This is a genomic window from Streptomyces sp. NPDC001828, assembly GCF_042892175.1.
GTDB lineage: Bacteria > Actinomycetota > Actinomycetes > Streptomycetales > Streptomycetaceae > Streptomyces.
On sequence record NZ_JBIATV010000012.1, the window covers coordinates 181,435 to 194,785 of the forward strand.

Annotated in this window: 11 protein-coding genes; 6 read left to right on the forward strand and 5 right to left on the reverse strand. The window is 72.9% G+C overall.

The features are described 5' to 3' along the window. From narH to ACFYZA_RS29635, 6 genes are all read left to right on the forward strand, one after another. Positions 1-1,521, forward strand: a complete 1,521-nt coding sequence (narH, locus tag ACFYZA_RS29610) for a nitrate reductase subunit beta (protein ID WP_382598341.1) — start codon at positions 1-3, stop codon at positions 1,519-1,521. Continuing rightward, positions 1,518-2,159, forward strand: coding sequence for a nitrate reductase molybdenum cofactor assembly chaperone (narJ, locus tag ACFYZA_RS29615; RefSeq protein WP_382598343.1), 642 nt, complete (start codon positions 1,518-1,520; stop codon positions 2,157-2,159). The genes narH and narJ overlap by 4 nt, the downstream gene beginning before the upstream one ends. Continuing rightward, entirely contained in the window at positions 2,159-2,884 is a 726-nt protein-coding gene (narI, locus tag ACFYZA_RS29620; protein ID WP_388493687.1) for a respiratory nitrate reductase subunit gamma, read from the forward strand. The genes narJ and narI overlap by 1 nt, the downstream gene beginning before the upstream one ends. After that, positions 2,881-4,059, forward strand: coding sequence for a TIGR04053 family radical SAM/SPASM domain-containing protein (locus tag ACFYZA_RS29625; protein ID WP_388493690.1), 1,179 nt, complete (start codon positions 2,881-2,883; stop codon positions 4,057-4,059). Before narI ends, ACFYZA_RS29625 begins: the two co-directional genes overlap by 4 nt. Next, the gene (hemG, locus tag ACFYZA_RS29630; RefSeq protein WP_388493691.1) at positions 4,056-5,453 is read left to right on the forward strand and encodes a protoporphyrinogen oxidase; all 1,398 of its coding nucleotides are present in this window, start codon (positions 4,056-4,058) and stop codon (positions 5,451-5,453) included. The genes ACFYZA_RS29625 and hemG overlap by 4 nt, the downstream gene beginning before the upstream one ends. Positions 5,454-5,544: 91 nt before the next feature. Then, entirely contained in the window at positions 5,545-7,131 is a 1,587-nt protein-coding gene (locus ACFYZA_RS29635; protein WP_382598351.1) for an alpha/beta hydrolase, read from the forward strand. 191 nt (positions 7,132-7,322) lie between these two features. Here ACFYZA_RS29635 and moeZ read toward each other — a convergent pair whose 3' ends face one another. The 5 genes from moeZ to ACFYZA_RS29660 form a co-directional block, all read right to left on the reverse strand. Next, a complete protein-coding gene (gene moeZ, locus ACFYZA_RS29640) occupies positions 7,323-8,501 on the reverse strand; it encodes an adenylyltransferase/sulfurtransferase MoeZ (protein WP_382598581.1) in 1,179 nt (392 codons plus the stop codon). A 63-nt stretch (positions 8,502-8,564) separates the two neighbouring features. Beyond that, entirely contained in the window at positions 8,565-9,341 is a 777-nt protein-coding gene (locus ACFYZA_RS29645; RefSeq protein WP_382598579.1) for a spherulation-specific family 4 protein, read from the reverse strand. Continuing rightward, the gene (locus ACFYZA_RS29650; RefSeq protein ID WP_388493693.1) at positions 9,329-10,294 is read right to left on the reverse strand and encodes an NAD-dependent epimerase/dehydratase family protein; all 966 of its coding nucleotides are present in this window, start codon (positions 10,292-10,294) and stop codon (positions 9,329-9,331) included. The genes ACFYZA_RS29645 and ACFYZA_RS29650 overlap by 13 nt, the downstream gene beginning before the upstream one ends. Before the next feature lie 146 nt (positions 10,295-10,440). Beyond that, complete coding sequence (locus ACFYZA_RS29655; protein ID WP_388493694.1) at positions 10,441-11,505, reverse strand: hypothetical protein; 1,065 nt, start codon at positions 11,503-11,505, stop codon at positions 10,441-10,443. Beyond that, positions 11,502-13,229: a DUF3492 domain-containing protein gene (locus ACFYZA_RS29660; RefSeq protein WP_388493696.1), complete on the reverse strand. Its 1,728-nt coding sequence runs from the start codon at positions 13,227-13,229 to the stop codon at positions 11,502-11,504. The genes ACFYZA_RS29655 and ACFYZA_RS29660 overlap by 4 nt, the downstream gene beginning before the upstream one ends. Positions 13,230-13,351: the final 122 nt, after the last annotated feature.

Here is a 13,351-nt window from a genome sequence, read left to right on the forward strand (position 1 = left end):
ATGCGCGTCATGGCCCAGATCGCGATGGTCATGAACCTCGACAAGTGCATCGGATGCCACACCTGCTCGGTCACCTGCAAGCAGGCGTGGACCAACCGGCAGGGCACCGAGTACGTCTGGTTCAACAACGTCGAGACCCTCCCGGGGCAGGGCTACCCGCGCCGCTGGGAGGACCAGGAGAAGTGGAAGGGCGGCTGGGAGCGCACCCGCTCCGGCAAGCTGCGCCTGCGCGCGGGCGGCCGCCTCAAGCGCCTGGGCCAGGTCTTCGCCAACCCCGAGCTGCCCGAGATCGACGACTACTACCAGCCCTGGACGTACGAGTACAAGAACCTGACAGACGCCCCGGCGGGCGACGACCTGCCGGTCGCGCGGCCCGTCTCCAGCCTGACCGGCGAGCCCGTCGACAAGATCGAGTGGGGCCCGAACTGGGACGACAACCTGGGCGGCGCGCCCCAGAACGCCCCGCTCGACCCCATCGTGGAGAAGATCCGCGACGAGGTCGGCGAGAAGATCCGCTTCGAGTTCGAGCAGAGCTTCATGTTCTATCTGCCGCGCGTCTGCGAGCACTGCCTCAACCCCGCGTGCGTCTCCTCGTGCCCGTCGGGCGCGATGTACAAGCGCGAGGAGGACGGCATCGTCCTGGTCGACCAGGACGCGTGCCGCGGCTGGCGGATGTGCGTGACGGGCTGCCCGTACAAGAAGGTCTACTTCAACCACGCCACCGGCAAGTCCGAGAAGTGCACCTTCTGCTTCCCGCGCCTCGAAGTGGGCCTGCCGACCGTCTGCTCGGAGACCTGCGTCGGCCGCATGCGCTACCTCGGCGTGATGCTGTACGACGCCGACAAGGTGGCCGAGGCGGCCGCAGTCGAGGACGAACACGACCTGTATCCGAGCCAGTTGGAGTGCTTCCTCGACCCGAACGACCCGGCGGTCGTCGCCGCGGCCAAGGCCTCGGGCATCACCCACGACTGGATCGAGGCGGCCCGCCGCTCCCCCGTGTACGACCTGATCGCCACCTACCAGGTGGCCCTGCCGCTGCACCCGGAGTACCGCACGATGCCGATGGTCTGGTACGTGCCGCCGCTGTCGCCGGTCGTCGAGGCGGTCGCCGCGAGCGGCCACGACGGCGAGGACGCCGGGAACCTGTTCGGCGCGATCGACGCCATGCGGATCCCGGTGGAGTACCTGGCCGAACTCCTGACCGCGGGCGACACCTACCCCGTGGAGGCGGTGCTGCGCCGGATGGCCGCGATGCGCGCCTACATGCGGCGCGTCAACCTCGGCGAGGAGCGCGACGAGTCCATTGCCGGCGCCGTGGGCCTGACCGGCCCCGAGATGGAGGACCTGTTCCGGCTGCTCGCGATCGCCAAGTACGAGGACCGCTACGTCGTGCCGAGCGCCGCCCGCGCCGACGCCGACGCCCTCGCCGACTCCCACCCGCTCGACGAGACGTGTCCGGTCGGCGAAGTCGCTCCGGGACGCGTCCTGTTGAACCTCTCGCCCACGCGGAGGACCGCATGACCGCCGGCACCTCAGCCGTCCTGCGCCTGGTCGCGGCCCGCTGTCTGCGCTACCCCGACGAGGTGTTCCACGCTCAACTCCCGCTGCTGCGGGAGGCGTTGCGGCGCAGTCCGGGCGCCGCCGCCGAGCGGCTCCAGGCCTTCGTGGACATCGCGGCGGCCACCGACCCGCTCGACCTGGCCGCGCACTACACCTCCACCTTCGACACCCGTAACCGGCGCTGCCTGTATCTGACGTGGTGGACCGACGGCGACACCCGCCGCCGGGGGCTCTCGCTGGTCCGCATGAAGCGGATCTACCGTGACCACGGCCTGGAGTTCAGCCACGAGGAGCTGCCCGACTTCCTGCCCGCCGCCCTTGAGTTCGCCGGGCGCCACGAGGAGTCCGGCACCCGGCTGCTCCAGGAGCACCGCGCGGGCCTGGAACTGCTACGGCTCGCCCTGACCGAGAACGGCACCCCCTACGCCGATGTCCTCGAAGCGGTCTGCGCGACCCTGCCGGGGGCCTCGCCCACGACGAAGGCCGAGGCCAAGGCGCTGGCCAAGGCGGGCCCCCCGCAGGAGACCGTGGGTCTTGAGCCGTTCGGGCCCGGTGTCGAACTCCCCTGGCCCGGCTTCCCCGAGAGGAAGGCATCCTGATGGATCTGCTCCTGTGGGGCGTACTGCCCTATGTGTCGATCGCCCTGCTGATCGCGGGCACCTTCTGGCGGGCCCGCTACGACCGGTTCGGCTGGACCACCCACTCCACCCAGGTCCACGAGTCCCGGCTGCTGCGCATCGGCTCGCCCCTGTTCCACTTCGGGATGCTCTTCGTGGTGCTCGGCCATGTGGTGGGCCTGGTGATCCCGCAGAGCTGGACGGACGCGGTCGGCGTCAGCGATCACACCTACCACCTGCTCGCCGTGTCGACGGGCGCGGTCGCGGGCGTCGCGGCGGCGGCCGGCATCGGCATCCTGGTCTTCCGCCGCTTCAAGGTCCCCGCGGTGCGCGGGGCGACCCTGCGCAGCGACCACCTGATGTACACGTTCCTGCTCGGCGCGATGGTGCTCGGCCTGACGGCGACGATCCTCAACTCGACGGGCGCGACCGGGGATTACAACTACCGCGAGGGCATCTCGATCTGGTTCCGCTCGCTGTTCACCTTCCAGCCGGACTACCACCTGATGGGCGCGGCCCCCCTCGCCTTCCAGCTGCACATCCTGTTCGGCTTCACGCTGTTCGCGCTGATCCCGTACTCGCGCCTGGTGCACATGTTCAGCGCTCCGGTGCAGTACCTGTTCCGCCCGTACGTCGTCTACCGGCGCCGCGATCCGAAGCTCACGGCCAACCGGGAGGACCGGCGCGGCTGGGAGAAGGTGCGATGAGCGGGCGCACCCTCGTCCGCAGGCCCCGGCACGCCGTGGCGGAGCGGCCCTTCATCGTCATCTGGGAGGCCACCCGGGCCTGCCCGCTCGCCTGTCTGCACTGCCGCGCCGAGGCCCAGCCGGACCGGGACCCGGGCGAGCTCGACGGGGTGGACGCCCGGCGCCTGATGGACCAGATCGCCGCGTTCGGGAAGCCGGGCCCCCTGTTCGTCATCACCGGCGGCGACCCGTTCCAGCGCGCCGACCTCAACGAGCTGGTCGCGTACGGCACTTCACTCGGGCTGCGGGTCGCGGTCTCGCCGTCCGGCACCCCGACCCTGACCCGCGCGAACCTGACGGCGGTGCGCGACGCGGGCGCCGTGGCGCTCTCGCTGTCCCTCGACGGGTCGACGGCCGGGCGGCACGACGCCTTCCGGGGCGTCGACGGCGTCTTCGACTGGACCCTGGACGGCTGGCGCACGGCCCGCGAGCTCGGCCTCAAGGTGCAGATCAACACCACCGTCACCCGCACGAGCCTGCCCGACCTCGCCGACATCGCGGCCCTGGTGCGGCGCGAGGGCGCGATGCTGTGGTCCGGGTTCATCCTGGTGCCGACCGGGCGCGGCGCGGACCTCGACGCACTGACCCCGGACGAGATCGAGGACGTGCTGCACTTCCTGCACGACTGCGGCTCGATGATCGCCACGAAGACGACGGAGGGCCACCACTTCCGCCGCGTCGCCCTCCAGCGCGCGATCCTGGCCCGGCACGGCGAGCAACCGGAGCTCGGCCCGTTGCACCGCGAACTGATGGTCCGCGCAAGGGAGTTGGGGTTCTTCGAGGGCGAGGGGCGTCCGGTGCGCCGGCCCCCGATGGACGTGTCGTCGGGCCGGGGCTTCGTCTTCGTCTCGCACACCGGCGAGGTCCACCCCAGCGGCTTCCTGCCCGTCTCGGCCGGCAATGTGAAGCACCATCCGCTGGCCGAGATCTACCGCGGCTCCGCCCTGTTCGCCGTGCTCCGCGACCCCGCGCTGCTGCGCGGCAAGTGCGGGCGCTGCGAGTTCAACACCGTGTGCGGGGGCTCGCGTTCACGCGCGTACGGACTGACCGGCGATGTGCTCGCCGCCGACCCGTGGTGCGCGTACGAGCCCGGCAGCTTCCCCCATCGAGACGACCTGCGAGAGCTGGCCCCATGACATCGAAGCGATCGGTCATCATCATCGGCGGGGGCATCAGCGGCCTCGCCGCCGCCTGGCAGCTGCGCGGCCGCGCCGAGGTCACCGTCCTGGAGAGCGGGGCGAGGGTCGGCGGCAAGCTCCGCACCGGCACGCTGGCCGGGGTGGCCGTCGACGAGGGCGCCGAGTCCGTGATGGCGCTGCGGCCCGAGGCGGTCGACCTCGCCGAGGCGGTCGGCCTCGGCCGGGCCCTTGCCGACCCGGCGGCCGCGCCGGTGACCGTGTGGACGCGCGGCGCCCTGCGCCCGATGCCGGCCGGGCACGTGCTCGGCATCCCGTCCGACCCGGCGGCGCTCGCCGGCACCGGGCTCCTGTCGGACGAGGGCCTCGCCCGGCTGCACCAGGAGCCGTCACGCCCCGCCGCCCCCGTCACCGAGGACGTCGCCATCGCCGCCTACCTCGCCGAGCGGATCGGCCGCGAGGCGGTGGACCGCCTGGTGGAACCGCTGCTCGGCGGTGTGTACGCGGGCAGCACCGACGCCCTGTCCCTGCGCTCGGCGATGCCGGGCATCGCGGGCATCGCCGAGCGCGGCGCGCCGCTGCTGCCCGCACTGCACGGCCGCCCGCGCCCCAGGGGTTCCTTCGTGCGCGGCATCGAGGGCGGCACCGGGCGACTGCCGCTCGCCGTCGCCCGGGCGAGCGGGGCCCGCGTCCTGACGGGGACGACCGTACGGGCCCTGGAGCGCACCGGGTCCGGCACCTGGCGGGTCCAGGCGGTAACCGCCGACGGGCCGCTGCTGCTCGCCGCCGACGCGGTGATCCTCGCGGTGCCCGCCTTCGCCGCGGCGGCCCTCCTGCGCCCGCACGCGCCGGTCGCGCACACCGACCTCGCCGCGATCGAGTACGCGAGCACGGCCGTGGTGACGATGGCGTTCGCGCGCGACCGGGCGGGGCTCGGCGGGCTGCCCGGCGGCAACGGCTTCCTCGTGCCGCCCGTGGACGGTCACACCGTGAAGGCGGCCACCTTCCTGTCCAACAAGTGGCGCTGGCAGGCCGACGCGGCCCCGCACCTCTTCATGCTGCGCGCCTCGATCGGCCGGGCCGGCGAGGAGCACCTCCTCGACCGCCCCGACCGCCACCTCGTCCGGACCGCCCTGAACGACCTGCACCACGCGGCGGGGCCGATCGGCGAGCCGCTCGCGGCCCGGGTCAGCCGCTGGGAGCGGGGCTTGCCCCAGTACACGGTGGGCCACGCCGCCCGCCTGGCCCGCATCCGCGAGGACATCGCCCGGCTGCCCGGCCTCGAAGTGTGCGGCGCGGCGTACGAGGGCGTCGGCATCGCGGCGTGCGTGGCGACGGGGTTCGCGGCGGCGGACCGGGTGGCCCGGGCGGCGCCGGTGGGCGTTCCCGGCTGAGCGGGCGCGCGGCCGGCGCGCGGCCGGGCGCGCCACCCTGATGGGCCGCCCCGCTCGCGCGCCCCCCGGCCCCGCGCCGCAGGATGGGGGAATGGAACACCACCGTGCCCCGCGAGGGCGGAACCGGGCCGCCGCGTTCAGCGCCGCCGCCGTACTGCTCGCCGCCGTCGGCTGTTCCGGCGGGGCGAAGGACGACGGCGGGCTCACCTCCGGCACCGCCGACGTCTCCAGGCTCGCCACCCAGAAGCTGAACTGGAAGGCGTGCGCGGCGCCCACCGCGGCCGAGGGCACGGGCTCGGCGCCCTCGCCACCGCCCGGCGGCGGCGAGTGGAAGTGCGCCACCATGAAGGCGCCGCTCGACTACGCCGACCCCAAGGCCGGCACGATCGACATCGCCCTCATCCGCGCCGAGGCCACCGACAAGGACCACCGCATCGGCTCGCTGATCTTCAACTTCGGCGGCCCCGGCGGCTCGGGCGTCACGACCCTGCCCGCCGCCGCGACCGACTACGGCGCCCTGCGCGCCCGCTACGACCTGGTCAGCTTCGACCCGCGCGGCGTCGGTGCCAGCGCCCCCGTCCAGTGCGAGAACGACTCCCAGCTCGACACCTACTTCTCACAGGACGCCACCCCCGACGACGCCGCCAAGGAGAAGGCGTACGTCGACGGACTCAAGTCGTTCGCCGGCGCCTGCGAGGACAACTCCGGCAAGGTCCTCCCCCACGTCGGCACCACCAGCGCCGCCCGCGACATGGACCTGCTGCGCCAGGTCGTGGGCGACCCGAAGCTGTACTACATGGGGATCTCGTACGGCACCGAGCTCGGCGGCGTCTACGCCCATCTGTTCCCGAAGAACGTCGGGCGGGCCGTCTTCGACGCCGTCGTCGACCCCACCAGCGACGTCGAGCAGGGCGCGATCGGCCAGGCCAAGGGCTTCCAGCTCGCCCTCGACAACTTCGCGCAGGACTGTGTGAACCGCGGCGACAAGTGCCTGCTGCGCGGCGCGAACGTCAAGGAGGTCGAGGACGTCATCGTCAAGCTGCTCGCCCGGCTCAACACCAAGCCGATCCCGGCCGGCAACAGCGGGCGCCAACTCGGCCAGACCCAGGCCACGAACGGCATCGCGCAGGCGCTGTACTCCAAGGAGTACTGGCAGCTCCTGGAGCAGGGCGTCGACGAGGCCGAGGGCGGCAACGGCGCGCTGCTGCTCGCCCTGTCGGACGCGATGAACGGGCGGAGCAAGGACGGCACGTACAGCAACATCCAGGCGGCCAACGCGGCCATCAACTGCGCTGATTTCAAACAGCGTTACACGCTGGAGCAGACGAAGGCCAAGCTGCCCGAGTTCCACAGGGCCTCGCCGGTCTTCGGCGACTTCATGGGCTGGGGCCTGATGGGCTGCTCCGCGTGGCCGGTCGCCGGCCAGTGGACCACCCCCGACGTGAGCGCGCCGGGCGCGGCCCCGATCGTGGTCGTCGGCAACACGGGCGACCCGGCGACGCCGTACCAGGGCGCCAAGAACATGGTGGACAAGCTGGGCCCCGGCGTCGGGGTGGAGCTCACCTACAAGGGCCAGGGGCACGGGGCGTACAACAGCGGCAACAAGTGTGTGCAGAGCGCGGTGAACTCTTATCTCCTGGACGGAAAGGTGCCCTCTGCTGGGGCGGTGTGCCAGTAAACGGGTTTCCTGCTTCTCGGCTGCGGGCCGGTGGGGGCTGGTCGCGCCGTTCCCCGCGCCCCTAGCAGGGCTGACGCCGCAGCATGGCCGAAGGGGCGGCCCCGCACCATGCGTGCGGGGCCGCCCCTTCGGCCATGCTTTTTTGGGGGCGCGGGGAACTGCGCGAACGGCTCGCAGTCGAAAGCCACGCCTCAGTAAATCGGCTTCTCCGGTTCGATCTGGTTGACCCAGCCGATCACGCCGCCGCCCACGTGGACCGCGTCGGCGAACCCCGCGGACTTGAGGACCGCGAGGACCTCCGCCGAGCGGACGCCCGTCTTGCAGTGCAGGACGATGCGCTTGTCCTGCGGGAGCGACTGGAGCGCCGTGCCCATCAGGAACTCGTTCTTCGGGATCAGCTTCGCGCCCGGGATCGAGACGATCTCGTACTCGTTCGGCTCGCGGACGTCGATGATCTCGATCTTCTCGTCCGCGTCGATCCACTCCTTGAGCTGCTTGGGAGTGATCGTCGAGCCCATGGCCGCTTCCTGGGCCTCCTCGGACACGACGCCGCAGAAGGCCTCGTAGTCGATGAGCTCGGTGACGGTCGGGTTCTCGCCGCAGACCGCGCAGTTGGGGTCCTTGCGGACCTTCACCTGGCGGTACTGCATCTCCAGGGCGTCGTAGATCATCAGGCGGCCGACCAGCGGCTCGCCGATGCCCGCGAGGAGCTTGATGGCCTCGTTGACCTGGATGGAGCCGATCGACGCGCACAGCACGCCGAGCACGCCGCCCTCGGCGCAGCTCGGGACCATGCCCGGCGGCGGGGGCTCCGGGTAGAGGCAGCGGTAGCAGGGGCCGTGCTCGGACCAGAACACCGAGGCCTGGCCGTCGAAGCGGTAGATCGAACCCCACACGTAGGGCTTGTTGAGCAGCACGCACGCGTCGTTGACGAGGTAGCGGGTCGCGAAGTTGTCCGTGCCGTCGACGATCAGGTCGTACTGGCTGAAGATCTCCATCACGTTCTCGGCTTCGAGCCGCTCTTCGTGGAGGATCACGTTCACGTACGGGTTGATGCCCTTGACCGTGTCCCGTGCGGACTCGGCCTTGGAGCGGCCGATGTCGGCCTGGCTGTGGATGATCTGCCGCTGCAGGTTCGACTCGTCGACCTCGTCGAACTCCACGATGCCGAGCGTGCCGACACCGGCTGCGGCCAGGTACATCAGGGCCGGGGAGCCGAGCCCGCCGGCGCCCACGGCGAGCACCTTCGCGTTCTTCAGCCGCTTCTGCCCGTCCATCCCGACGTCGGGGATGATCAGGTGGCGCGAATACCTGCGGACCTCGTCTACGGTGAGCTCAGCTGCTGGCTCGACCAGGGGTGGCAGCGACACGGAAACTCCGTCGGTCGGTAAGTCAGTACGGTTGTTCTCTCCGTAACACTGCCACGCTCCCCCTCATTCCGAGATACCGGGTCCGATCCGCGAGACGATTTCGTCCCAGTAGCCGGGCAGTGCCTCGAATGGGTTGATCTGTCCGTTTCGCTGGCGGGGTCGGTCGAGGCGGTCCGTGAAGTAGATCGTGCCCGCCCCCTGCCAGCGGGCGATCCGCAGCGCCTCCTCCAGATGTGTTCTGGGCACCCCGTGCACCAGGTGGCAGAAGCGCTCCGGCGGGTATTCGGCGGTCCATTCGGCCACCTGCGACCAGCGGTAGTCGTGCCAGGTTCCGCTGAAGGTGACCAGCTGGTCGGCGGTCTCCGCATATCCCGGGTACGGGTGGGTCCCGTGCCCGAAGACCAGGTGGGCGCCTTCGCGCAGGGCCCGGAGGGTGTCGGCGACCCTCCGCATTTCGGGAAGCCCGTCTCGCTCTGCGGGACAGCGGTCCAGGAGGAAGCCGTCGACCCGGTACCAGTCGAGATAGCGGTGCGCCTCGGAGACCTGCTCGCCGAAGGGGCGGCTGCCGTACGCCGCGTCGAGGTGGCCGAGCACCCGGATCCCGGCGTTGCGGAGTCTGCCCACCGCTTCGAGGCAGTGCGGGTCGGGCCTGCTGCCCGGGCCGCCCGGGGTCCCGCCGGACACATTGAGCACGGCCCAGTGCAACGGCGTTCCGGGGCGGGTGAGTTCGGCCCATTCGACGGGGGCGACCAGCGGGTGGGCGTAGCCGGGGACGCCGAGGCCGAGCCGGCCGGCGCCGGTCGCCGCGCGCTGCCCCTGGACGCGGGTCAGATTCGACATGCCGCCTCCATCCAGATGTCGGCGAGCGATTCCTCCAGGTTGATCCGGGGCCGCCAGCCGAGCCGGTCGCGGGCGGTGCGCACGTCCGCCTGCTGCCAGCTGCCGCAGCCGTCGGGGTAGGGGGCGGGGGCCGCGAGGTGTTCGAGGGCGGCCTCGCCCGAGCGCGGCGAGCCGATGAGGCCGGGCCGCATGGCGGGCGGGCCGTCGAGCTCGTGCAGGGCGCCCGCGTAGCCGGCGACCCTGGCAAGGACGGCGGCCGCGTCGCGCAGCTTCACCGAGCGGCCGGTGCCGATGTTGACCACGCCCTGGGCTGCGGAGAGCGACGCGGCGTGCACGGCCCGCGCCACATCGCGTACGTCGACGAAGTCCCGCTGGACGCCGAGACCGCCGAGCTTCAGCTCCCCGTCGCCGGACTGCATGGCGCGCCGCATCGCCTCGGCGAGGCGGCCGAGCGGTGAGCCGGCGGGGGTGCCGGGGCCGACGGGCGAGAAGACGCGCAGCACGATCGCGTCGAGCCCGGAGCCGAGGACCAGTTCGGTCGCGGCGAGCTTGGAGACGCCGTACGGGCCGCCGGGGCGCGGCACCGCGTCCTCGGCGGTGGAGGAGCCGGGCTGCGAGGGCCCGTACTCCGACGCGCAGCCGATCTGCACCAGGCGGGCGCCGCAGCCGCTGCGCCGCAGCGCCTCGCAGACGGTGGCGACGGCGACGGTGTTGTGCCGGGTCAGCTCGCGGGCGCCGCCCCGGGTGGCTCCGGCGCAGTTCACCACGACTCCGGGGTGTACGGCGTCGAGGAAGCGGGTCAGGGCTCCCGGGCTGCCGGTGGCGAGGTCGAACCGCACGTCGGCGTCGTCGCCGCGCCCGAGGGCGGTGAGCTGGACGGCGGGGTCGGCGAGCAGGCGGTCGGCGACGAAGCGGCCGAGGTATCCGTTGGCTCCGAGCAGCAGCACCCTCATCGCACGGTCCTTCCGTGCGGGCGGCGGGAGGCCGGGGGCAGGGCGGTCATGTGTCGTTCTCCTTCAATTGCCTTCTCGCCCGGTCCTCAAGGCGGGCAGGCGAGGTCGGCGCTTCGGTGGGGTGGGCGCGTCGTTCATCGGGCGCCTCACTGGTCACAGTGGGCCGAGGCGCGGGCCAGTACGGCGGCGGCTCGGGCGAGCAGGGCGAGGGCGGCGGCGCCGCACACCGCGGCGGGCACCGCCCCGGCGCCCCAGATCTGTACGGCGGCGTCCACGGGACGGCCGAGGAGGGTGAGACCGGGCAACCGTCCGGCGAACACGGTTGCCAGCGCGAGGAGTTCGGCGGCCGCGGCGGCGGCGAGCACCTTGGTGGCGGCGGCGGAGAAGCCGTGCGCGGCGAGCAGCCGGGCGAGCCAGAGCAGCACCCCGAGCGCGACACTGGCCGCGAACGCACCTGATCCGTGGGCGAGTTGGGCGACGGCCAGGCAGGCGCTCAGGCCGCCGACGAACAGGGCCACGGTCGCGAGGAGCAGCGGGCGGGAGCGTCCCGAGAAGTCCGCGAGGCCTCGGCTGGAGGCGAGCTTCTTGCGTGCCTGCACGGAGAAGAGGTGCGCGCACCACATCGCGGGGGCGACAGAGAAGGCGAGGCCGGTGGCGGCCGCCGGGTCGAGCGCCCAGAGCCCGTCGGGGCCGCCGCGCAGGGCGTCGGAGAGCAGCCCGTCACCACCGACCGCGTACGCCATGAGCCACCCGGCGCAGAGGCGCGCGACCGGCCGGGCGCCCGGCCCGGCCCGCAGGGGGCCGCGCCGCAGGGTCAGGGTGAGGGCCACCGCGAAGGCGGCGGCGCCGAGCGCGCCGGCCGCCAGACGGATTCCGCCGGTGGTGAGCTGGACGCCCGTGACGGCGAGGAGGCAGACGACGCCGGGCAGCAGGGACCACAGCGCCCATCCGGCGGCCGGATGGGTCAACTCCCTTGCGGGAAGCGCGATTTCGGCGCTCCGGGGCACCCGGGCGTAGAGCTCTTCGGCGAGCGAGAAGACGTCGCGGTGGCGGAAGCGCGCGGCGGTCCGGTCGGTGACGCCGTGCGCTTCGAGGCCGGCCGCGATCTCCAGCGGGTCGACGGCGCGTTCGCAGAGTTCGCGGTGTCGGTGCATGAGCGCCTTGACGGGGTCGGCGGGGCCGCGCCGGGTGGTGGTGGGGAAGTCGGTCACGCGCCCGCACCTTCCTCCGCGATGTCGAGGCGTTCGCGCATCAGGACGGCGAGCGGTCCGGTGGCCCGACTCGGCTTCGGTTCAGCGGTGTTCGGCACCCGGGTCGCACTGGTGGCGGCCCAGCGGCCGGGCACATGGGCCTCGGCGGGGTGCGCGAAGGGCTGGGGCGCGGCCGCCCGGCCGGCGCTCTCGCGGTGGACGGGGTTGTGCGACATGAGCTCCAGGTAAATGCCGCGAAATGCCGCGATGTTCTGCTCGACGGTGAACAGTTCGAGCGCGCGGGCGCGGGCGGCGGCGCCCAGGCGCGAGCGCCGCTCGGGGTCGCGCAGCAGGGCCACACAGGCGTCGGCCAGGGCGCGCGGATTGCGCGGCGGCACCACCAGGCCCGTACCGCCGATGACCTCGACGACGGCCCCGGTGTCGGTGGAGACGGTGGCCCGGCCGCAGAACATGGCCTCGACGAGGCTGAGCGGGAAGCCCTCGACGACGCTGGACAGGACGACGACGCTTCCGGCGGCGTACGCGGCGGCCAGGTCGGGGGCCTCGGGGCCGCCGAGCTCCTCGAACGAGACGGGGTTGTCGCCGACGGCGTGGGCACCGGCCGCCTCGTCCGGGAAGAGCTGGGCGGCGAGCGCGCGGCAGTGCGCGAGATAGCCGACGGCCTCGGCACCCTCGGCGGGGGCGGAGATCAGGCGCAGACGGGCCTCGGGCTCGGCCCTGCGGACCTCGGCGAAGGCGTGCAGCAGCGCGACGAGGTCCTTGGCGGGCTCGATCCGGCCGACCCACACCAGCGTGTGCGGGTCGCCGCCGTACGCGCCTTCGCCCACCGCATGGAAGCGGTCGGCGGACATGCCGGGGTAGACCGTGCGCAGCTTGGCGCGGTCGGCTCCGCAGCGCTCCTGCCAGCGGCGGCCGTGGGTGTTGCCGGGGGTGACGAGCGCGGCCTTCGCGTACACCTCGGCGGCCAGACGCCGCTGGAACCCGGCCTGCAACGCCCTTACGGGTGCGGCCAGTTGACCGTTCGCGAGGTACTGGGCGCGCAGTTGGACCCCGTACTCGGTGACCAGGAGCGGCACCCCGCAGAAGCGTTTGGCCAGGAGCCCGGGCAGGGCCGCGCTGCCGCCGGACGTGGCGTGGCTGAGGTCGGCCGCGCCGAGGGCGTCGTCGCCGTACCAGTCGAGGGAGAGCGGGCGCAGGGCGCGCTCCAGGAGGCCCGCGAAGGCGAGGTGGTCGGGTACCCGGGCGGCCCGGACGGCCCGGTTCGCGCCGGGCGCCCGGCAGGCGGCCTCCAGGATGCGGACGGCCGTCTCGGAGCGGAGCTCGCCACCGAGCCCGGCGTGTTCCCGGGCGAGGCCCGCGAGCCCGTAGAGCCCTTCGGCGAAGCCGTCCGGCTCGCCGGGATCGTCGGCCCCTTCGGCGCACAGGGCCGTGGCGAGGTGCTCGAAGTGGGCTGCGAACTCCCGGCGTTCGCGCCGTCCGTAGCCGCGCTCGGCGCGCCCGCGCCCGGTGGGGTGGCGGTCGGCGGCCCAGAGCGGAGCGGTGCGCACCCGGCGCACCTGGGGCGGCAGCGCGACCAGGCCCCGCTCCTCCTGCTCGCGGCTTCGGCTCAGCGCGAATATGTCGAACTCGTGCCGCGCGAGCCCGCGCACGAGCCGGTCGCACCACAGCCTCGACTCGCCGGTCGTGTACGGATAACCGCCATCCGTCAGCAGTCCGATCCGCATGTGCGCACCCCCGATCTCCCTTGTGGGCGGCCCCCGTGGGCAACGGGGACTCGCAGCGGGAAGAACGTATGCGGATATGCCGATGGCGCGACGGACGGTTGTCCATCGCGCCACCAGAAGGG

Coding starts and splice junctions, on each gene's coding strand:
- ACFYZA_RS29635 (WP_382598351.1), top strand. CDS start 5,545: ATGGAACACCACCGTGCCCCGCGAGGGCGGAACCGGGCCGCCGCGTTC.
- narI (WP_388493687.1), top strand. CDS start 2,159: ATGGATCTGCTCCTGTGGGGCGTACTGCCCTATGTGTCGATCGCCCTG.
- ACFYZA_RS29625 (WP_388493690.1), top strand. CDS start 2,881: ATGAGCGGGCGCACCCTCGTCCGCAGGCCCCGGCACGCCGTGGCGGAG.
- ACFYZA_RS29650 (WP_388493693.1), bottom strand. CDS start 10,294: ATGAGGGTGCTGCTGCTCGGAGCCAACGGATACCTCGGCCGCTTCGTC.
- ACFYZA_RS29660 (WP_388493696.1), bottom strand. CDS start 13,229: ATGCGGATCGGACTGCTGACGGATGGCGGTTATCCGTACACGACCGGC.
- narJ (WP_382598343.1), top strand. CDS start 1,518: ATGACCGCCGGCACCTCAGCCGTCCTGCGCCTGGTCGCGGCCCGCTGT.
- narH (WP_382598341.1), top strand. CDS start 1: ATGCGCGTCATGGCCCAGATCGCGATGGTCATGAACCTCGACAAGTGC.
- ACFYZA_RS29645 (WP_382598579.1), bottom strand. CDS start 9,341: ATGTCGAATCTGACCCGCGTCCAGGGGCAGCGCGCGGCGACCGGCGCC.
- hemG (WP_388493691.1), top strand. CDS start 4,056: ATGACATCGAAGCGATCGGTCATCATCATCGGCGGGGGCATCAGCGGC.